This window comes from Mycobacteroides salmoniphilum (assembly GCF_004924335.1).
Taxonomy (GTDB): domain Bacteria; phylum Actinomycetota; class Actinomycetes; order Mycobacteriales; family Mycobacteriaceae; genus Mycobacterium; species Mycobacterium salmoniphilum.
Genome location: NZ_CP024633.1, coordinates 3,942,558 through 3,965,276 on the forward strand (window position 1 = coordinate 3,942,558; position 22,719 = coordinate 3,965,276).

Genomic DNA, 22,719 nt, shown 5'->3' on the forward strand with positions numbered 1-22,719 from the left:
ATTGACTTAGCCATCATGAAACAACTTGCGTTGCGACCCCGACCATTTCTCGCACGCTAAAGCAATCCCTGCAATCGCAAGTCGCTCGCATATTTGGCAATGATCTGCGCCGAGACTTGCGGAATGTCGTGACCGGAGCCAATCTTGGCCTCGCGCACCGCGGCCTGGAATCGGTCGGCCGGAGCCATGGACCCCCGCGAGGGGTCCGGCGGCTGCCCGTCCCACCCGTGATCCTGCAAGATCTTCAGCATCTGCAACACCGAGCCTTGACGTTGATGATCCGGCAAGTCGTGCAGGCCGGACTCGAAACGCGTCACCCACTCACTGAAATCGCTGATGCGTTCAATCGGGTGGCCGGCCTCGATCAACCAATCGACGTACTCGTCGATTCCGATGCCGTCGTCATGCGGGTTCATCACGTGATAGGTCTCGAATCCCGTGAATGATCCGGCGGACGAGCCGGCCGCCCGGCCGCCAAGCGTGGTGATCGCCTCGGCAACGAATTCCACGGGTAGCCCGTCGAAATGCGCGCGCTGACGATTCCCGTCATCGGCAAGTCGGTACACGGAATGGGGCGCGACGCCGGTGGCGACAATGCTCAGCACCATCCGGGCGACCGTGTCGGATGCATTCACTTGGCCCGCGTAGCTGGTGCCGACCATGATCATGCCCGAACGGAACACCGTGACCGGCAAGCCAACCTGCTCGTGGGCCTCGCGGAGCAGCACCTCGCCGGCCCACTTGCTGTTGCCATAGCCATTCGCGTAGCTCCCGTCGGAAGGCCGAATGGCGCTGATGAGCCGGATATCGGCATCCTCGATGAAGGTCGATTTTTCGATCTCTCGTCCGACGTCGGCCGTCGAGACGAACGTGTACGGCTTGAGCTTCGTGGTCAACGCGAACCGGATCAGCTCCGCCGTGCCAACCACATTGGGTCCAAACAGCTCGCTGTAGGGCAGCACGCTATTGACCAGCGCCGCGGAATCGACGATCAGGTCAACGGTGTCGGCCAGCCGCTGCCAGGTCTCGTCCTCCAGACCGAGGCCTGATTCAGCCTTGTCACCGGCGATCACCTGCAGTCGGTCAGCGGCGAGCGCTTCGTACACCCGGATCAGTTCCGCGTCGCCGCTGTCGAAGGTCCGGTCGAGTCGGCGTCGGGCATCTTCGTCGGACTTGGCACGCACCAGGCAAATTAGCGTGCCATCGACCTGTTCCAGCTCCTTGAGCCATTGCAGCACGAGGTAGCGCCCCAGGAAGCCGGTCGCTCCGGTCAGCAGCACCGTCCGCGGACGCGCATCGGCGCGCGGCAGCGTCGGAGCCGCCTGCAGCGTCGCCTCATCGATGAACTTGTCCAGCGTCAGGTCACTGGCCCTGACCTCGGAGGCACCGGGTCCATGCACCGATGCATAGGTCGGCCCGCTGCTCCCCGAGCCTGCGGCGCCGTCCAGATACGCACTCAGGCTTCGCACCGACGGCGCCTCGAACAGAGTTCTCACCGCCAGCTGAGCATCGAGCGAGGTGTTGATCGCGGCAACCACCCGCATCGCGGAGATTGAGTCCCCACCCAGATCAAAGAACGAATCGTCGGTGCCGACCCGCTCTACGCCCAGTACCTGGGCGTAGATGCCAGCGACCGTCTCCTCCAGTGCATTGGCCGGAGCGCGGTAGCGGGTCACGTCGTCGTACTCGGGCACGGGGAGGGCCCGCTTATCGAGCTTGCCGTTGACCGTCAGCGGCAACGCCTCCAGCTTGACCACCGCGGACGGCACCATGTAGGGCGGCAGTCGCTTGGCCAATGAACTGCGCAGTTCGGCGGGCTCACCGGCCCCGATGAAGTACCCGACCAGGCGCTTATCGCCGGGGCGGTCCTCGCGGGCGATCACCGCCGCCTGCTCCACCCCGTCCAGATCGGCAAGGGCTGCCTGAATCTCACCGAGCTCGATGCGGAAGCCGCGAATCTTGACCTGCTCATCGGCGCGGCCCAGATACTCAAGCTGACCGTCGGCGGCCCAGCGCACCAAGTCCCCGGTGCGATACATACGCGCCCCCGGCTCCCCGAACGGGCACGCCGTGAATCGTGAGGCGGTCAGTGCTGAGCGGCCCACATAACCGAGGCCAACACCAAGTCCGGCCACATACAACTCGCCGACCACACCCGGTGGCACCGGTCGCATCCACCTGTCCAATACGAACAGCGCGGCATCGGGTACCGGAACGCCGATCGGCACCACACCCGATCCGGCGATCAACTCACCGAACGTGGCATAGATCGTCGTCTCCGTCGGACCGTAGCCATTGATCATCACGCGTCCGGGTGCCCACTTCTCCACCACTTCGGTGGGGCAGGCTTCACCGGCGACGATCAACGTCATACCGTCCAGTCCCTCCGGCGACAACATCCCCACCGCCGAGGGGGTCTGGAACAAAACGGTGACCTTTTCACGAATCAGCAAATCGCGGAAATCATCCGGAGACCGCACCACCGAATCGGGCACGATCACCAACCGGCCACCGTGCAGCAGTGCCCCGAAGATCTCCCATACGGTGATGTCGAAGACCAGCGACCCCGCCTGCGTCCACACCTCACCCGGCCCCGTGGGCATGTGGGTGAGCGGGAACTTCAGCGCTTGAGTCACATTGCCGTGCGCGATGGCCACGCCTTTGGGGACACCCGTCGTTCCCGAGGTGTAAATCGTGTACGCGACATCATCAGGTGCCGGGGTGAGCAACGGCGCATGGCCGTAAATGGCGCCCGTGGGATCGTCTTCGGCATCGTCGAACTGGACGACCGAGACTCCGGACCCGTCGAATCGTGCGCGCAGCTCGGCGGTCGTGACGGCCGCGATGGGCGCGGCATCGGACAGCATGAACTCCAATCGCGTGTCCGGTACCGACGGATCGATGGGCAGATACGACGCCCCGGTCTTGAGAATCGCGAGGATCGCGACAATCGCCTCGTCGGAGCGGGGCATCAGGAGCGCCACCGACTCACCCGGACCGGCGCCGTAGATCGCCAAGAGATTAGCCAACCGCGTGGCGGCCTCGTCGAGCTCGCCGTAGGTCGTCGAGCGGCCCTCGAAGGTCAGCGCCACCGCCTCCGGGGCATGCGCGACCTGCTCGGCGAATGACTCCGGAATGGACAACACGGGCTCCGGTCCCCGCGCCAGAACCTTGCGATTGCCCCAGCCATCGAGCTGTTCGCGCTCACTGGTCTTCAGCACATCGAGCGACGAGAGTCGTTGCGAGGCATCGGCAACCATCGACGTCAGCACCCGCTCGAACCGCTCGAACACGGCCCCGATACCGGCCGTATCAAACTTGTCGGTATCAAACTCGACGCGAATACCCAGCTCATGACCCGGTAGCGCCATCACCGACAGGGGGTAGTGGTTGTACTCGCGGGTGACGAACTCGGTGATAGCCAGCTCTTGCACACCCGTGAACGCACTGGTGTCAATCGGGTAGCTCTCGTACAGGAACAGCGTGTCGAACAGTTGCTCGTGGCCCGTGATGTGATGGATCTCGTTGAGTGCCAGATGCTCGTGCTCGATGGTGTCGTTGTGGGCACTCTGCAACTGCCCCAACAATTCGGAGACTGTGGTGTTCGCGGTGGCGCGCGCCCGCACCGGCACCGTGTTGATGAGCAGACCCACAATGGAGTCGGACCCGGCAAGCTCTGCGGGCCGCCCCGAAACCGCCGTACCGAACGCGACGTCCTGCTGTCCGGTCACCACCATCAGCAGTTGTGCCCACGCGGCCTGTAACACCGTGCTGATCGTGGTGTGCTGCGACCGCGCAAGATCGGCAAGGGCTTTCGTGGTCTCGGCCGACACCCGATAGGACTCGACGCCCCTGGCACCCGGAGGCGCCGGCGGAGCAACGAGGGTGGGAGTGTCGAAACCGGCCAGCACCTCGCGCCAGGCCGCTCGGGCGGCGTCTTGATCCTGCTCGGCCAGCCAGCTGACGAAGTTGCGGTACGAGGATGGCGCCGGGAGCCGCTGGCCGAAGTAACCCGCGAAGATCTCCTGCAGCAGGATCGGCAACGACCAGCCGTCAATCACGACGTGGTGGAACGTCAGCACGAACCGGTGTTTGTTCCCTTCCGTGCGAATCAACGCCGCGCGCAGCGTCGGTCGATCGGCAAGGTCGCAGACCGCGGCACGCTCGGCGGCGCAGAGCCGCTGAATCTCTTCGTCGGGAGTCAGATCGTCCCCCCGAAGGTCGAGGTATCGCCATGCGATCACCGGTTCGGCGAGAATCACCTGTACCGGGTCTCCGAACTGTGTGCAGAACCGGGCCGCCAGGTTGGGATGCCGGCGGACGACGGCATGGACCGCGTCGCGGAGCCTGAGTTGGTCGACGAGACCGGTCACCGTGATATCGAGCTGCACCGCGTAGAAGTCGATTCCCGCCGCGTCGTCTTCCAGTACCCCGGCCGCGCGCGCGAATGTGGTGTGGAAGAGCAGACCCTGCTGAATGGGTGTCAGCGGGAGCACGTCAACGATGTTGTGCTGCTCGTGTAACTCATCGATCTGCTGTTGACTCAACTGTGCGGGAACGATGTCGGACGGGGTCAACCCGCCGCCGCCACCGCGGACGTACGCGCAGATCCCGGCGAGGGCCTCGAACCACAGCTGACTCAGTCGCTGCACCTGCGGCTCGGTGACCGACGAGGGCGCCCACGTCCAGCCGGCCCGCAGATGTGCGCCGGACTCGTCACCGAGTCCACCCTCCACGATTCCGGCATTGAGGTCGACCGTGTACATCAACGGCATGGACACCGAAGAAGCCACGCTGGTCGAGGTCAGGCTGTCCTCGTTGATCCGCCACAGCTCGTCGGTGAGATCCGCAGCACCGGCGCCGAGGCGACCGAGATAGTTGAATCCGATCACCGGTTCCGCCACCGCCAGGTCCACATCACGGTTCAGGTAGCGCAGCAGTCCATAGGTCAACGGATCAGGAAGCGCGCGCAATTGTTCCTTGGCGCCCTTGATGATTGGCCCCAACTCGGCAGCTCCACCGGAAACTTCCTGCCAGGACAGCCCACCGACACTCAGCGCCACCGGGTACTTGGTGGTGAACCAGCCGACGGTACGAGACAGGTCGATATCGTCCGCCAGCTCTTCGTGACGCCCATGGCCCTCGACGCCAATGCCGACCGACGCCACATTGGAATCCAGGAACTCGTTCCAGGCCAATCCGAACGCGATCAGCAGAATGTCTTGCACCCCAGCGTGAAACGCCGCCGGGACCTCACTCAGCAGCTCCCGGGTGGTCTCGGCATCGAGGGACACGGACAGAGTCTTGGCAGTCGCATAGGTGTCCAGCCCGGGTAGCACTGCGGGCAGCGCCGCGGGAACCGCCGCCACCTCTCGCCAGGCGTCTGCCGTTGCGACCACCTCGGCGGAACGCGCGTGCTCGTCGAGCAGCGAGGCCCAACGAGCGAACGAGGTCCCTCCCGTCGGCAACTCCACCGGTTGCCCGCCGCGATGCTGCGCCCAGGCAATATTCAAGTCTTCCAAGAGAATTCGCCACGAAACGCCGTCGACAGCCAGGTGGTGGATCATCAAGGCCAACTGCCGGGTGTCGGGGACCCACACCGCGCTCAGCTCAGATCCCGCGGCCGGATTCAGCCGCGCACGAGCTGCCACCAACTCCGCGTCAGACAAGGTCTCGGCAACACGCAGGCAATCACGCGCATTCACCGCACCCTTCTCCGGGACGGTCAGTGACCATGCCCCGGTGTCGGAAGCGCCGTCGTCCTCGGCACGCAACCGCAGGGTGGCATGCCGGTCCAGCAGCGCCTGTAGCACGACGACAACGTCGTCCTCCGCCACCCCGGCGGGAGCCTGCAGGACGATGGTCTGGTTGAACTGGTCGGTGGGACCTTGCACGCCGTGCAGCCAGTGCATGATCGGGGTGGCCGACAGGGGGCCGATGCCCTCGTCGACGACACCCGCCTGGCCGTCCGAGAGGGAGGCCACCGCTGCCACCCCACTGACGGACTGCTCGACGAAGATGTCACGGGGCCGGCACAACACCCCGGCCGCCCGCGCCCGCGACACCACCTGCATCGACAGAATGCTGTCACCACCGAGATCGAAGAACGACTCGTCGACGCCCACGCGATCCACTCCGAGAACCTGGGCGTAGATATCGGCCAAGATCTTCTCGATCGGCCCGGACGGTGCGCGGTAGTCGGTACCGACACTGCGGTATTCAGGTGCGGGCAGGGCGCGCTTGTCCAGCTTGCCGTTCACCGTCAACGGCAGTGTCTCCAGCACCACCACGGCGGCCGGAACCATGTACGCCGGGAGCCTTTCCGCGAGCGCGGTGCGGGCCTCGACCGGATCGGCGCTTCCCATGATGTAGCCGACGAGGCGCTTGTCGCCGGGGCGGTCCTCGCGGGCGATCACCACCGCCTGCTCGACGCCCTCCAGGCGCGCCAGCGCGGCCTGAATCTCACCCAGTTCGATGCGATAGCCGCGAATCTTCACCTGCTCATCCGCGCGGCCCAAGTACTGCAGTTGGCCGTCCTCGCCCCACTGCACCAGATCTCCGGTCCGGTACATCCGCGAGCCCGGCCCACCGAACGGGCAGGCGAGGAACCGCGACGCGGTCAATCCGGATCGGTGCGCATAACCGGGCGCGACCCCGTTACCGGCGACGTAAAGCTCGCCGACCACGCCTTCGGGTGCTGGCCTGAGCCACTTGTCCAAGACGAACAGCGCGGCCCCGGGCACCGGTGAACCGATCGGTGTCACATCCGAACCCGGCCGCAACGGCCCACTCATCGCCGCGTAGATCGTGGCCTCGGTCGGACCGTAGGCGTTGATCATCGTTCGTCCGCTGGTGGCCCACCGATCCACCAATTCGGTCGGGCAGGCCTCACCGGCGACGATGAGCGTCGTCGACTCCAGCCGTTCGGGCGATAACATCCCTGCGGCCGAAGGGGTTTGGCACAGAACGCTGACCTTCTCGCTGATCAACAGTTCGTGGAGTTCGTCCGGTGACGACGCGATCGATTCTGGCACCACCACCAGGCGGCCGCCGTGCAGCAGCGCGCCCCAGATCTCCCACACCGAAACGTCAAAGACCAACGAATGCCATTGCGACCACACGTGGCCGGGCCCGGCCGGCAGATCGGCCCGCACCGCGTCCACCAACTGCGTGACGTTGTGGTGGGTGACCGCAACCGCTTTGGGGACACCGGTAGTACCCGAGGTATAGGTCATGTACGCGAGGTCATCGGGTTCCGGCACGGAGAGCGCGGAACTGGGCTGGCCATCGATGAGGGGATCGTCGATTTCCGTCACCCGCACATCGAGTCCGTCGAATCGCGAGCTCAAGTCGGCGGTGGTGAGAATCGCTACCGGTCCCGCATCGGACACCATGAACTTGATGCGCTCGTCGGGATGGGCGGCGTCGATCGGCAGATAGGCCGCCCCGGTCTTGAGCACTGCCAACAGCCCGATGATCGCCTCGCCCGAGCGCGGAACAAGCAGCCCCACAACCTCTCCCGGGCCGGCTCCATTGCCCGCCAGCAGGTGGGCGATGCGGTTGGTGATCAGATCCAGTTCCCGATAGGTCCAGGACCTGTCCCTGCACACCAGCGCGACAGTCTCCGGCGCGCGCTCCACCTGGACTGCGAACAGCACCGGGATCGAGACGGGTTCGGCAGTAGGCTCGGTGAGCACCGCCCGGTTGCCCCACTCGTCGAGTCGGTCGTGATCGTCGTCATCGAGGAGATCCATCGACAACAAGGTCCGGGTGGGATCGGCGCTCATGAGGGCTCCTTCTTCTTCCCTTTGACATCGGACGTCATGGCCTCCAGCACGCGCTGGAACCTCTTGACCAACTTTCCAATTCGGACAGCGTTGAAGACATCGGTGTCAAATTCGACGCGAAGCCCCAGCTCGTGGCCCGGTGTGGCTTGCACCGCGAGCGGGTAATGGTTGTACTCACGATTACTGAACCCGGTGATAGACAACTCATGCACGCGCGATAGCGCTGCCGCGTCGATGGGGTAGTTCTCGTAGACGAACATGGTGTCAAACAGCTGATCATGCCCGACGGCATGATGAATCTCGTTGAGCGCCAAGTGCTGATGCTCCAGTGTGTCCCCGTACGCGCCCTGCAGCTGGTTCAACAGGTCGGCGATGGTGGTGGCCGAGGTGATGGTCGCGCGGACCGGCACCGTGTTGATCAACAGGCCCACCATCGATTCCGCCCCGACGAGATCGGTGGGCCTACCCGATACCGCGGTGCCGAACGCGACATCGGTCTGGCCGGTCAGCCACATCAGCAGCTGCGCCCATGCGGCCTGCAGCACCGTGCTGACCGTGGTGCGGCAGGAGCGAGCGAGCTCGCCGAGTGCCTGTGTGGTCTCGGCAGACACCTCGAAGGACTGAACCCCTCTTCGTCCCAGCACCATTCGCCCGGGCGGGCCCACCAAGGTCGGGGTCTCGAAACCTTCGAAGACCTTGCCCCAGGCCGCGCGTGCAGTGCTGTTGTCCTGTCCGGATAACCAGGTCACAAACCTGCGGTAGGCCACCGGTGCCGGCAGGCGTTCCCCGAAATAGCTCGCGAAGATCTCCTGCAGCAGGATCGGCTTTGACCACCCGTCGAGCACGATGTGGTGATTGGTGACCAGGAACCGGTACTGGTCCTCCCCGGTCCGGGCCAGCGCGGCCCGGAACGCCGGTTGCGCGGCCAGGTCGCAGACCGCGGCCCGCTCCGCGGCGGAAAGCCGCTCAACCCGCTGCTCGACATCAGCGCCGCCGTCCGCGTCGAGCTCGATGTACTGCCATGCCAGTTCGGGATCGGCCGGAATGAGCTGCACTGGAGCGCCGAACTCCTCGTAGAACGTGGCGACGACGTTCGGGCGACGTTTGATCGCGGTGTGCACGGCTTCCTCGAGCCGCTTCGGATCCAGCGGGCCACTCAAGGCCACATCGAGCTGCACCGCGTACAGGTCGTCACTGCCCTCCATCGCATGTGGTGCCAGATTCGAGTGGAACAGCAGCCCCTGCTGCAGCGGAGTCAACGGCAGGACATCGGCGATCTGATACTGCTCGTGCAGCTGGTCGATCTGTTGCTGGCTCAGTCGCGCCGGAACGACGTCGGACGGAGTGAGCCCGCCACCACCCGAGCGCACATGCGAGCAGATCCCGGCCAACGCGTCGAACCAGAGCCGGCTGATCCTGTCGACCTGGTCGTGGCTCAACGCCGATAGCGCCCAGGTCCACGTCGCATGCAAGCGACCGGAGTCGGGCCCGGCGCCTTCCATCACACCGGCATTGAGCTCCACGGTGTGCCCCAACGGAGTCGGTACCGACGTCGCCGCGGCAGTGATCGACACCCCGCCGGAGTCGATCCGCCACAGATCCTCGGAGAGGTCGGCTCCGCCTGCACCAAGCCGGCCCAGGTAGTTGAACCCGATCGCCGGGTCCGGTCCCGCGACGTCAACATCGGGGTTCAGGTACCGCAACAGCCCGTAAGTGAGTCCGTCGGGCAGGGCACGCAGTTGTTCCTTGGCGTCCTTGATGATGGGAGCCAGCGCGGAATCACCGGCAACCACGTGTGCCCACGACAGTTCACCCACTGCCAACGACACCGGATACTTGCTGGTGAACCAGCCGACGGTGCGCGACAGATCAATGTCTCGCTCGAGAGTTCCGCCCAGTTCTTCGTTGCGGCCATGGCCTTCCACGTCGATTCCGATCGGCGCACCACCGGAGCCGAGAAACTCGTTCCACGCCAAGGCGAAAGCGATCAGCAGGATGTCCTGGACACCAGCGTGGTACGCGGCGGGCACCTCACCCAGCAATTCCCGGGTGAGGTCAGCGTCCAGCGATACCGACAACTGTCCTGCACTGACATAGGTGTCCATCGTGGGGTGTGCCGGCGGCAACGCGGCCGGGATCGCCTCTACCTGGCCCCAGGTGTCGGCCAACGCCACCACGTCGGCCGAACGCGCGTGCTGGTCGAGCAGTGTCGCCCATCGGGCAAATGACGTTCCGCCCGACGGCAGCTCCACCGGTTGTCCACCGTGATGCTGCGCCCAAGCGATATTGATGTCTTCCAACAGAATTCGCCATGACACCGCATCCACCGCCAGGTGGTGAATGATCAGCACCAGCCTGCTGTTGCCGCGTTCCCACAGTGCGCTCAGCATCGAACCGGTAGCGGGGCTCAGGCGCGACCGCGCCTGATACAGCGCCTCGTCGGTCAACGCATCAACCGCGAGCAGGCAATCGTTCGCGTCTACCGCCCCTGTCTCTGGGACCAGAAGCGACCAATCACCGCCGGCGCCCTCGGCACGAAGCCTCAGGGTGGCGTGCCGATCCAGCAAGGCCTGCAGCACGATGACCACATCGTCGTCGGTGACTCCCTCGGGAGCTTGCAACACCACGGTCTGATTGAACTCGTCGACCTTGCCACCAAGCCCTTGCAGCCACTGGATGATTGGTGTGGCCACCACCGGACCTGTGCCCTCGTCGACGACTGCCGTCGCTCCGTCGGCGAACACTGCTACCTGCGCCAGCCGCGACACGGTCTGCTCGACGAAGATGTCGCGCGGCCGCAGCAACAGACCAGCGGCCCGGGCGCGGGCTACCACCTGCATCGACGAAATACTGTCCCCGCCAAGGTCGAAGAATGAATCGTCGACACCGATCTGTTCTACGCCGAGCACCTGGGCATAGATGCCGGCCAAGATTTCCTCTACCGCATCCTCCGGTGCCCGGTAGTGGTCGGCGTCCTGGTACTCGGGTGCGGGCAGTGCGCGAGTGTCGAGCTTGCCGTTGACCGTCAACGGCAAGGCACTCAACACCACGACGGCCGCGGGAACCATGTACGCGGGCAGCCGCTCGGCCAGCACGGAACGCACCGCTGCGGGATCCAAAGTCCCCGCGATCGATTCGGTGATGTAACCCACCAACCGCTTGTCGCCGGGCCGGTCCTCGCGTGCGATCACCGCCGCTTGGTCCACGCCGTCCACACGGGCCAGTGCCGCGTGCACCTCACCGAGTTCGATGCGGTATCCGCGGATCTTGACCTGCTTGTCGGCGCGTCCCACATACCGCAGCTGGCCGTCCTCGCCCCACTGCACCAGATCTCCGGTGCGATACATCCGCGATCCGGGCGCCCCGAATGGGCAGGCGACGAAACGTGTTGTCGTCAGGTCCGAACGTCCCAGGTAACCACTCGCCTGGCCGGACCCCGCCACATACAACTCACCGACGACACCAACCGGCACCTGGCGCAGCCAACCGTCCAAGACGAAGAAGGCGAGATGCTCCAACGGCACACCGATCGGGCTGCTGGTGCTGCCGACGTCGCCGCTGCCGATCTCCCGGAAGGAGGCGTGCACTGTCGTCTCGGTGATGCCGTACATGTTGATCATCCGCGGCAGCCCCGGGTGGCTGTCGAACCATGGCGACAGACGCTGCGGTTCAAGTGCCTCTCCGCCGAAGACCACCGTCTGCAGCTTGAGCTGCTGCCCCACTTCGGGTTGCAGCGCATCCGCGGTTTGCAACGCGTAGAAGGCCGAAGGAGTCTGACTCAGCACGCTGACTTCTTCGCTGACAAGCATGGCGTGCAGTTCTTCCGGGGAGCGCACCACCGCATCGGGCACGATGAGCAGCCGGCCGCCGTACAGCAGTGCACCCCAGATTTCCCACACGGAGTAGTCGAAGGCCAGGGAGTGGCATTGTGTCCAGACCTGGCCCAAATCTAGTTCTGCGTCCAGCGATTCCAACAATTGGGCAACGTTGCGGTGGGTAACCGCCACACCCTTCGGGGCGCCGGTGGTTCCCGAGGTGTAGATGATGTACGCGATGTCGTCCACCGCGGGGACAGGTAATGCGTTCTCCGACTGCTGATCTACGGCAGGATCATTGATATCAATAGCCGGCACCCCGGACCCGGCCAGGCGCCCCAGCAGGTCCGCCGTCGTGACCGCGGCAACCGGCGCCGCGTCCCGCAGTACGAATTCCACCCGAGAGTCGGGGTGTGCGGGGTCGATCGGCAGATACGCCGCTCCAGTCTTGAGCACGGCCAGAATCGCCGCGATCGCCTCACCGGTACGGGGAAGCAGTAGCGCCACCCGCTCACCCGGGCGGGCGCCACGGGTCACCAAATGGTTCGCCAATCTGTTGGCGCTCGCGTCCAATTCGCCATAGGTCCAAGAACGTTCACCACAGGTGATCGCGACTGCCTCCGGTGCGCGCGCGACCTGAGCGGCGAACAGTGCCGGGATCGAGGTCAACGCCAGCTCCGGACGGGTCAGCACTGCGCGGTTACCCCACGTGTCCAACCGATCGTGTTCGCCGGCATCGAGTAGGTCGATGGAAGACAACCGCGTGGTGGGGTCCGCGACCATGGCCGTCAGCACCTGCCGCAGTCTGTCCACGATGATCTCGATCGCCGCCGGTTCGAATACCTCGGTGTCGAATTCGACACGCAGGCCCAACTCTTGCCCCGGCATGGCCACGACGGACAGGGGGTAATGGTTGTATTCGCGGCTGCTGAAGTCGGTGATGGCCAGCTCTTGCACACCCAACTGCGCACCGACGTCGATCGGGTAGTTCTCGTACACGAACAGCGTGTCGAAAAGTCTGTCCAGACCGATCGCGTGGTGAATCTCGTTGAGCGCCAAGTGCTCGTGCTCGACGGTGTCGTTGTGGGTGCGTTGCAGCTGGTCCAGCAGATCGGCGACGGTGGTGGCCGCGGTGATGTTTGCGCGTACCGGCACCGTGTTGATCAACAGGCCAACCATCGAGTCGGCTCCAGCCAAGTCCGCGGGACGCCCCGACACCGCGGTGCCGAACGCCACATCGTGGTGACCGGTCAACCAGGTCAGCACTTGAGCCCACGCTGCCTGGAGCACCGTGTTGACGGTGGTGCGCTGGGCACGGGCCAGCTCCGAGAGCGAACCGGTGATGTGCTCCGGTATCCGATAGGACTCGACGCCGCGGCGACCCGCGGTAGCAAGCGAACCGACCAGCGTGGGGGTCTCGAAACCGTCGAGGGCCGCACCCCATGCCGATTGCGCCGCAACACGATCCTGCCCCGCCAACCAGGTGACGAAGTTTCGGTACGGTGCGGCCGAAGGCAGGCGCTGCCCGTAATAGGCGCCAAAGACTTCCTGCAGCAAGATCGGCAGCGACCAGCCATCAATCACGATGTGGTGAGCGGTCAGGACGAGCCGATGCCGATTTTCCGTAGGACCACCGAGCCCGGAGATGAGCGTCGCCCGGAAGACCGGCTCGGTGAAAATCCTGCAGGCCGCCGCGCGCTCTGCCGCACACAGCTGCTCAACCTGCGCATCGACATCGCCGACCAATTCAACATGCTGCCAAGCAATCACAGGATCAGCCAGGATGATCTGCAGGGGCTCCCCGTACTCCTCACTGAAGACGGCGGCCAGGTTCGGATGGCGTCGCACCACCGTGTACACCGCGGCACGCAAGCGACCCGCATCCAGCGGCCCGGTCACCGTCAGCCCCAACTGGACCGCGTAGACGTCATCACCTACGGAATCCCCAGTGGCCTCGGCAAATCCGGCCTGGAACAACAGCCCCTGCTGCAACGGGGTAAGCGGGAGCACATCGGCGACCTCGTACTGCTGCACCAGCGTGTCGATCTGCTGCTGGGTCAGGCGCGCGGGCGCCAGATCCGACGGCGTCAGGCCGCCTCCACCCGAACGCACGTGAGCGCATATCCCGCTGAGCGCCTCGAACCACAACTGGCTCAGCCGATCAGCCTGCGCATCGTCCAAAGCTGAAGGCGCCCAAGCCCAGTTGGCCCGAAGCTCCGGACCGGACTCGGTGTCCATTGTCCCGGCGTTGAGCTCCACCGAGTGGGCCAGCGGCATCGAAATCGCCGCAGCCACATCGGTCATCGACAAACTCTCGTGGCTTATCCGCCAGAAATCCTCAGAGAGCTCGGCCGCTCCCGCACCCAGGCGCCCGAGGTAGTTGAAACCGATTGTCGGCTCCGGCCCGGACAGGTCGATATCGGGGTTCAGGTAGCGTAGCAAACCATAGGTCAATCCGTCGGGCAAGGCACGCAGCTGCTCCTTGGCCGCCTTGACCACCTGTCCGAGTGCAGCCTCGCCCGCCGTCACCTGCCCCCACGACAGTTCGCCTACCGCCAATGACGCCGGGTACTTGGTGGTGAACCACCCGACCGTGCGCGACAGGTCGATGCGGCGATGAACAGCTTCGCCGATCTCCTCCTGTCGCCCGTGCCCCTCGATGTCGAGCGCGATCGGCGCTCCCCTGGTGCCAAGGAATTCATTCCAGGCCAAACCGAAGGCGATCAATAGAACATCTTGCACCCCAGCGTGAAACGCCGCAGGCACCTCGCCGAGCAGTTGTCTCGTGGTCTCGACATCCAATGACAGAGATAGTCGTCCGGCGTTGGCGTACGTGTCGGTGGCGGGCTGGACCGCGGACACTCGTGCAGGTGCAGTCAGTACCTGCTTCCATGCATCGGCGTGCTCCACCACATCCGTGGACCGCGCGTGTTCGAACAGCAGCGAGGACCAACGGGCGAAGGACGTCCCACCGGTCGGCAGCACCACATCCGCTCCACTGTGATGCTGCGCCCACGCGATATTCAAGTCTTCCAAGAGAATTCGCCACGACACTCCGTCGACAGCCAGGTGGTGAATCACCAACGCCAGCTGGCCGGCACCGGGGACCCATACCGCGCTCAGCATCGATCCGGTGGCCACATTCAGTCGAGAACGGGCCGCCACCAACGCCTTATCCGACAAGGCATCGACGACGTACAGGCAATCACGGGCCGCTATCGCGCCCGCCTCCGGGACGAACAGTGCCCACGCGCCGTCATTGTCCGTGGCGCGCAGCCGCAGCGTGGCATGCCTGTCCAGCAAAGCCTGCAACACGACAACCACGTCGTCCTCGGAAACTCCCGAAGGTGCCTGAACCACAAGTGTCTGGTTGAACTCATCGACCGCACCCGCCGAGCCCTGCACGCTGTGCAGCCAGTGCATGATCGGCGTGACTTCCACGGGTCCGAGGCCTTCGTCCACCACATCGGCTTCGCCGCCGGAGATTTCGACGATCGCGGCCAGTCGCGACACGGTCTGCTCGATGAAGACATCACGCGGCCGGCACAACACACCCGCGGCGCGGGCGCGGGCGACCACCTGCATCGACAGGATGCTGTCGCCACCCAGATCAAAGAAGGAGTCGTCGACTCCGACACGGTCAATACCGAGCACCTGGGCGTAGACACCGACCAGGATTTCCTCGACGGCAGTACCGGGTGCCCGGTAGTCAGCACCCAGACCGCCGTATTCGGGAGTCGGCAACGCGCGCGTGTCCAGTTTGTTGTTGGACGTCAGAGGCAACGCCTCAAGCACCACCACCGCCACCGGAACCATGTAGGGCGGAAGACGTTTCGCCAAGGTGCTGCGCACATCGGCGGGGCCTGCCGTCCCCGTGACATAGCCGACGAGGCGTTTGTCTCCGGGCCGGTCCTCGCGGACGATCACTGCTGCCTGGTCCACCCCATCGAGCGCACTCAACGCGGCTTGGACTTCACCGAGTTCAATGCGGTACCCACGGATCTTGACCTGCTCATCGGCCCGGCCCAGATACTGCAGCTGTCCGTCATCTCCCCACGACACCAGATCCCCGGTGCGATACATGCGTGTACCCGGCTGCCCAAAGGGGCACGCCACGAAGCGCGAGGCCGTCAGGTTGGAGCGGCCGATGTACCCGCAAGCGACACCCTCACCAGCGACATACAGTTCCCCGACGACGCCGGCCGGCACCGGTTGCATCCAGGTGTCCAACACAAAAAGCGCCGCACCGGGTACCGGCGCGCCGATCGGAACCACAGAATCCGGCGACCCTGCTTCCAGCGGGGCACTGATCGCCACGCACATCGTGGTCTCGGTCGGTCCGTAAGCGTTGATCATCACCCGGCCGGGTGCCCACCGCTCGACGACCGCCGCAGGGCACGCCTCACCCACCACGGCAAGCGCCGTGGACTCAAGGCCTTCGGGGGAAAGCATCGCCACAGCCGACGGCGTTTGCGTCAGGACGGTGACCTGTTCGGCGACCAGCACATCGTGGAAATCCGCGGGTGAGCCCGTGATCGATTCAGGTACCACCACCAGTCGGCCACCGCGCAGCAATGCGCCCCAGATCTCCCATACCGAAACATCGAACGCCAACGAATGGCAGAGCGGCCATACCCCGGGGTTCGGCAGACCGGCATCGAGCGTCACCATCAACTGGGTGACATTGTGGTGCGTGACGCCAACGCCCTTGGGGGCTCCCGTGGTGCCCGAGGTGTAGATGATGTAAGCGATGTCATCTGGACTCGCGCCGAGCCACGGAGCCGCCGGCACCGTATCGAGTGAGGTATCGGCGGCGGGATCGAGGTCGATGATGGCGAGATCAAAACCGTCCAGCCGCGCCCTGAGCCCAGCGGTGGTGATCGCGGCCACCGGTGCAGCATCACCGAGGATGTACTCCAGCCGCGACGCCGGTACCGCCGGGTCGATCGGCAGGTATGCCGCCCCGACCTTCAGCACGGCCAGTATTCCGATGACCGCCTGAGCAGAGCGGTCCGACAGCAGAACCACGCGGTCGCCGGGACCCACGCCGTGCGATACCAGCCGAACCGCCAGACTGTCGGCGGCCGCGTCGAGCTCGCGGTAGGTCAGCGTGCGGTCTGCGAAGGTCAACGCGGCAGCATCGGGATCCGCGGAGACCTGGGACGCAAACAATTCCGGAATCGACACGCGGGTACCGGCCGGACCGGTCAATGCGGCCCTGTTGCCCAGCATGTTCAGTCCGGTGAGCTCCTCGCGCAGGAGCGAGTCCAGTGAGGAAAGTCGACGCTCCGGGTCGGCGGCCATCTCCGAGAGCAGGCGCTGCAACCGAAGCGCCAGATTCGGCACTCCAAAGTTGGCGAACGGCTCCCCATCACCCGAGGAGCTGAGAAGTAGTTGGTCACTGGCTCCGATAAAGAAGAGTCCGAAGTGCCCCATGGGGCCGTGGTTGGTGTAACTCGCCGTGGCGGGCACGCCGGCGAGGTCCAAGGTGAGCCTCATGGGAATGAAATTGATGGCGACGCGATTTCCCGCCTGGCGGGGGCCCCGGAGACCGAATTCGCCGCCATCCAGAATGTGCGCGGGGAACCGTTGATGCTTCAGCAGTTCGCGAATGCGTACATCAACGTGCTGGCAGAATTCGGCGACCGTGGATTCCGGCGGAGCACTGAGCACCAGCGGCACCACGCCGGCCAGCATGCCCGGGAGCATCTTCGACTCGGGCCGAACGCGTCGGCTCACCGGAAAGTCAAGTGCCACTTCCGACCCGCTCGTAGACCATCCGCGCACCAACAACGCGCAGGCCGCCGTGATAACCGAGTACCGGCGGACACGCAAAGCCTTTGTCAAGTCTTTGATTTGACCTACTACGGCGTCATCGATCTGAACCGACGCGGACGGTGTGTAGCCCTCATGGCCCTCATGAGCATGCGGCGGACGAGGATCGAGCCCGCTGTCCGGTGGAAGGTTACGGCTCCAGTAGTTTCGATCCTCTATGTAGTCGGCGGACGCTTCGTACTCGGTCTCCAGATCGACCAGGTCCTGCAGGGTGCCGAAGTAGGCGTCGGGAATCGGATCCCCCGCGACCAGCGCGGAGTAGATCGACGCGATCCGACGGCTCACGATCGCCATACCCAAGCCGTCCAGGTTGATGTGGTGGCACAGCCCGAACATGTAGTACTCATCGTCCGCGGTCCGGATCAATGCGAATTTCAGCAGTTGGCCGGTCAACGGCATCAGTGTGCGTTGTATCGATGAGGCGATCTGGCGAGCGTGCCCCACAGGATCTTCTGAATCGCGCACGTCGTGGAAGGCCAACACGAGCTCCGAATGGTCAATCGCCTTCTGAACGATCTGACCATTGACCTCAAGGAAGGCGGCCCGCGCAGGTTCAGCTTCACAGATTGCCTGACGGACGGCCTGCTCAAGTAGAACTCGTTCTACTTTTCCTTCGATTCGAACCAAGAGGCCAAGCTGCCACTCCGCACCGACAAGACCGCTTTCCTGTGAAAGCCAGATATCCAATTGTCCGCGCGAAAGCGATAATGCCCCGTCCTCAGACTCCAACATTCGCCTACCCCCTCTCCGAAGGTTCAGCGCCCAAGACCCCCACCCTGCGCCAATCTCTCACGCAGGCTCTTCGGCCGGATATCGGTCCAGTTTTGTTCGATGTACTCCAGGCAGGCGGCACGGTCCGCTTCACCGAATACAACCCGCCAGCCATCAGGCACATCGGCAAAAGCCGGCCATAGGCTGTGCTGCTCCTCGTCGTTGACCAAGACGAAAAAGCTTCCCTTGTCATCATCGAATGGATTGATGCTCACGCTTTCTCCAGGTTGCTTCGGTGGACATCGCAAACATACGGCTGAATTTATAGCGGCGTAGCGGGTTTCACAAAGTTCTAATCTTCGCAACTTTGACACATCACGGTTCGCTGCCGCAACTAATTAGCCAAAATATCAGTATGAATGTATTTATCCAGGTCAAATACGGTTATAGAGGTCTCTATCTGTTGCGAAGATCGCGCACATGAGTATACCAAGTCTGAGCACGCCACGTAAGTCGAGCGTCACGCCACGCGCGAGAGCAATCAGGTTTCCGTGCCAACCCGCGCCCCACAGCAAAGTATGCCACCAACACTGGATACGCATGTTACCCAATATCCAAGTCGACCCCAGATCTTAATCAAGTAGCTTGAAGAAGTAGCCGAAATATCGACATCGAGAGGTTTATCGAGTTCAGGTAACAAATCGATCCATTCCGTTACATTGCGCGCCACACCACGCGCGTTACTCCCACGCGCGCTCAAAATGAACTCACGACGACCTGAATTAGGATTCATCCCGAAATCGATGACACCGAAGCCTCGCTAGCAACACAGAGCGGGGGAACAGTCAAGGCCCGGAAGTAAATGTGGTGACAAACCACTACGAATTAAGTTCTCATCTATAAGAAATACCGTAGATATCCGACATCGTTTGACCACCTCAGCGGCATCTGTCGGCGTCACAACGAATTCCACGAAAAACAATGTTATGAGCGCGTCGCCCATAACGTAACGGTCGCTGCGAAGATCGTCCATACCTGCATCCATTGGGTGGAGCACCACACGCTCACAGCATCCCTCGGCGCACATCGACAGAAGTGTGCGGAACATCCCGAAAGCCCTGCCTGGATGAAGCCTACGACCGCCAAGAAGGCGAGACGCAAAGGAACGTATCTGACAAATGATTGATACGTGCCGCAGCGTTACGAAATTAGATTAGTCATCCTGCTGTTCGGGGCGAGCGTGAGTTCCCTCGATGGGAGACGATCCAGCCGGCATCAGCATGACAAATACCGGGAGCCGCACCACCGCGCCATTGAGGATCGGCAGCCGAATCGCGACAGACACGACCTCAAGCTCCAAACGCCTACCCCGTCGAGTCTCCATCTCCAGACGCCCGGGTAACTGCCTGGGCGTGGCGAGCCAGTCCAGCCCACGCTCTATCGACTCGACGACGTTCATAATTCGACTATACCCACACGACGGAACTCACAAACGATGAAATTCCTTGTCGGAAGAGGAATCTGCCGCACCGATTACGCCTTGGTGAAGCTGTACATCCGGTACTCCACCGCCCCTCCACTGCGCAGGTCGTCGTAGGCACGCTGGGCCGGCGCAAATCTACGGACCACGCCGCGCAGGATTGTGGGCGTGGCGCGATCGATCACGTACCGCCAACGCTCCAGGTTCTTCTCCATCCCCCGTCGGACCTCGACATTGATCCCCCGCTCGGACACCATTCGCAACGGCGCGTTCGCGAGCGCCACCTTCCAACCGGCGACATCCTGAGCACTTCGCGCGTCTGCGTAAAGAAAATGGCCCCCTGGGCGGAGCACACGTGCTACCTCCGTGAGGAACACCGAGAATTGGGGGTATAGGTGGGACGACTCGATGTTGATCACCGCATCGAAGGACTGATCGGTGAATGGCAGGTTCTGCGCGTCCCCCTGCGTGAACTCCAGGCCCGGCAGATTGTGCCGCCTGCGGCAGTACTCGATCCCGTCCGGATTGAGGTCCAGCCCCGTATAGGAAGTCGGATGCAAGGTGCGTATGAGGTACGAGGCACCGCCGCCATGGCCACAACCGACCTCCAGTACCCGCCTACCATCGAGCTCCGCCTGAGTGGCGGTGCTGTGGTACAGCTGAATGGAATACCGATCGGGCTCATCGGAAGCCGACAGCGGGACACCCATTGCCGGATCCTCTTCGTAGCCGTAATTGAGGAACACGACGTTCTCTGTTTCGAGCTTACGGGTGGCATACCGGTAGATGAACTTCTGCACCCCCTGAGTGAACTGCGCGTTCAGCTTGAAGATAACCCAATCTCGCGACTTCCGAACCGGATGACTGCGCACCATAGGCGAATTATGGCAGAGTTCTGAGTTTCAGACCGGCTTATCGAACTCCGAACTGCCTTGCGACAGTTGGAGAACCAGAGATAATGACTCGGTGTTCGGGTCCACCAACGCAACAACAACTGAAGGGCCAGGAACGGAATGAAGTTTGCGCTGGCGTGCTACGGAACTCGCGGCGATGTCGAACCGTCGGTCAGCGTCGGATGCGAGCTGACCCGAAGAGGGCACGACGTTTGCCTAGCCGTCCCCCCGGACCTCATTGCTTTCGCGGAATCGGCTGGGCTGGCTGTAGTTCCTTATGGCCCGGAATTGCAGGATTTTCTGCAAGACGAGTTCCTCCGAAACTTCTGGACCCAGTTGGTACGCAATCCTGTCGGTACGCTGCGTGAACTGTGGGCACCGATCGCCCGGTACTGGAGTGACACCAGCGCGACGCTCGCCTCCGTGGCGGAAGGAGCAGATCTGCTGTCGACGGGTCTCAACTTCGAACAATCGGCCGCCAACGTCGCCGAGTACTTCGACATCCCGCTGGTGATGCTGCACCACTTCCCGATGCGACCCAATGGTCAACTGCTTCCCATGCTGCCCGCACCGCTCGTACGATCGGGCGGAATGCTGTCGGAATGGCTGCTCTGGCGCGCTACGAAAGACGCAGAAGATGCACAGCGGCGCCATCTCGGCCTGCCACCAGCAACCGGACCCTCACCACGTCGAATCGCACGCGGAGAAGCCATCGAAATCCAGGCGTACGACGCAGTTTCGGTCCCAGGACTGGCCCACGAGTGGGCGAAATGGAATGGCAAGCGGCCCTTCGTCGGAGCGCTCACGATGGGGCTCTCCACCGAAGCCGACGAGGACGTCGCGTCCTGGATCGCTGCGGGAACGCCACCGATCTGCTTTGCCACCGGCAGCATTCCGCTCGAGTCGCCGGCCGAGACGATCGAGATGATTGGTTCCGCATGCGCGGAACTGAACGAGCGGGCGCTGGTCTGCGCCGGAGGCACCGATTTCCGCGATATCAGCCACCCCGATCATGTCAAGGTCGTCGGCGCCGTCAACTACCCCGCGGTTTTCGCGGCCAGTCGGGCCGTCGTTCATCACGGCGGTTCAGGCACCACGGCCGCGAGCCTGCGGGCCGGTATCCCCACCCTGATCCTGTGGAGTACCGCCGATCAGCCGTACTGGGGAAACCAGCTCGGCAGATTGAAAGTCGGTGCTGCTCGCCGCTTCTCGGCGACTAATAGGAAGACACTGGTCGCCGACCTGCGCCGGATCCTGGCCCCGGAGTATGCAGTGGCGGCCCGCGAGCTTGCCACTGCAATGACCAGCCCCGAAGAGAGCGTCTCCAAGGCCGCCGACCTCTTCGAAGGCGCCGTCCGCCGGAAAACCCAGTGAGGAAGGCCGCTACTGCGGTGGCTTGATGATCAAACCCTGCCCCGTGGGCAGGGCGACGACGCTTACACCCAATTCGCTCGCCACCTCATCCATGGCGATGCGCTGCTCATCGCGGCCACGGTTCGCGTAGTCGTCCAAAAGCACAAAAGCGCCCGGCGACAATCGCGGCCAAAAATACCGCAACGTCTCCACTTCTGGTGGAGCACAGTTCATATCGATATGGAGAAACGCCACAGCATCGGTGTCGACCTCGGCCAGCGTCTCGGGAACGGACCCGACGATGACGCGCTGATTCTTCCATTGCGCGAAGTTCGCCTTCACGCTATCCACCGAGCTCACGTACATGCCATTTTTCACAAGCTTGTCGCTCTTTTCGAGCGCGCCTGCGCTGCGTTCACCCGCGCTGACGAAGCGCGGATCGAGACCGGCGAAAGTGTCGAGCAGGTAGAACGTCTTACCCAACTGATCCCAATCGAGGTACTCCATGATCGCGCTGCTCAAGAATCCGTAGCTGACTCCACACTCGACGAAGTCGCCCTTCACCTTGTTGGCACTGGCCGCCGCCCAGAGCCCGACATGCACCCGCCAGTGCCACTGGTACCAGTCCGTGCCACCCAGGGCACGAACACCGCGTTGATACGCACGCTGAAAGTCCGGATCATCAAGGAACGCATGACTGTTGAAACAGATCAGCGCATCGTTCGAATAGACTTTAGGTAGAAGCGTGCGCGCAAGCCAATACTCCTTGCGGACCGCCCACAGCTGGATACGGGTACGGAGCGATAGCTCATCTGCCACAGCGGAAACGATAGCATCCGCCGTCG

Annotated in this window: 7 protein-coding genes; 1 reads left to right on the top strand and 6 read right to left on the bottom strand. The window is 63.5% G+C overall.

Features of this window, described 5'->3' with window-relative positions:
* Positions 1-56 precede the first annotated feature (56 nt).
* The 5 genes from DSM43276_RS19710 to mtf2 form a co-directional block, all read right to left on the bottom strand.
* Positions 57-7,787 (bottom strand): non-ribosomal peptide synthetase, encoded by a 7,731-nt coding sequence (locus DSM43276_RS19710; RefSeq protein ID WP_078328042.1) that lies wholly within the window; start codon positions 7,785-7,787, stop codon positions 57-59.
* Entirely contained in the window at positions 7,784-18,169 is a 10,386-nt protein-coding gene (locus tag DSM43276_RS19715) for a non-ribosomal peptide synthetase (protein WP_078328043.1), read from the bottom strand. The genes DSM43276_RS19710 and DSM43276_RS19715 overlap by 4 nt, the downstream gene beginning before the upstream one ends.
* A 23-nt stretch (positions 18,170-18,192) precedes the next feature.
* Positions 18,193-18,423, bottom strand: coding sequence for an MbtH family protein (locus tag DSM43276_RS19720; protein WP_005062145.1), 231 nt, complete (start codon positions 18,421-18,423; stop codon positions 18,193-18,195).
* Between the two features lie 938 nt (positions 18,424-19,361).
* Positions 19,362-19,607, bottom strand: coding sequence for a hypothetical protein (locus tag DSM43276_RS19730; protein ID WP_078290307.1), 246 nt, complete (start codon positions 19,605-19,607; stop codon positions 19,362-19,364).
* Between the two features lie 74 nt (positions 19,608-19,681).
* A complete protein-coding gene (gene mtf2, locus DSM43276_RS19735) occupies positions 19,682-20,461 on the bottom strand; it encodes a fatty-acid O-methyltransferase Mtf2 (RefSeq protein ID WP_078328131.1) in 780 nt (259 codons plus the stop codon).
* 180 nt (positions 20,462-20,641) lie between these two features.
* Here mtf2 and DSM43276_RS19740 point away from each other — a divergent pair, with 180 nt between their 5' ends.
* Positions 20,642-21,895: a glycosyltransferase gene (locus DSM43276_RS19740; protein ID WP_078328044.1), complete on the top strand. Its 1,254-nt coding sequence runs from the start codon at positions 20,642-20,644 to the stop codon at positions 21,893-21,895.
* A 9-nt stretch (positions 21,896-21,904) separates the two neighbouring features.
* Here the strand turns inward: DSM43276_RS19740 and DSM43276_RS19745 are convergent, their stop codons facing one another.
* Complete coding sequence (locus DSM43276_RS19745) at positions 21,905-22,693, bottom strand: TylF/MycF/NovP-related O-methyltransferase (protein WP_078308001.1); 789 nt, start codon at positions 22,691-22,693, stop codon at positions 21,905-21,907.
* Positions 22,694-22,719 lie beyond the last annotated feature (26 nt).

What these genes read in the sequence shown, in the direction of transcription:
- DSM43276_RS19710 (WP_078328042.1), bottom strand. Translation starts at nt 7,787, where the DNA reads ATGAGCGCCGATCCCACCCGGACCTTGTTGTCGATGGATCTCCTCGAT.
- DSM43276_RS19730 (WP_078290307.1), bottom strand. Translation starts at nt 19,607, where the DNA reads ATGAACGTCGTCGAGTCGATAGAGCGTGGGCTGGACTGGCTCGCCACG.
- DSM43276_RS19715 (WP_078328043.1), bottom strand. Translation starts at nt 18,169, where the DNA reads ATGTTGGAGTCTGAGGACGGGGCATTATCGCTTTCGCGCGGACAATTG.
- DSM43276_RS19740 (WP_078328044.1), top strand. Translation starts at nt 20,642, where the DNA reads ATGAAGTTTGCGCTGGCGTGCTACGGAACTCGCGGCGATGTCGAACCG.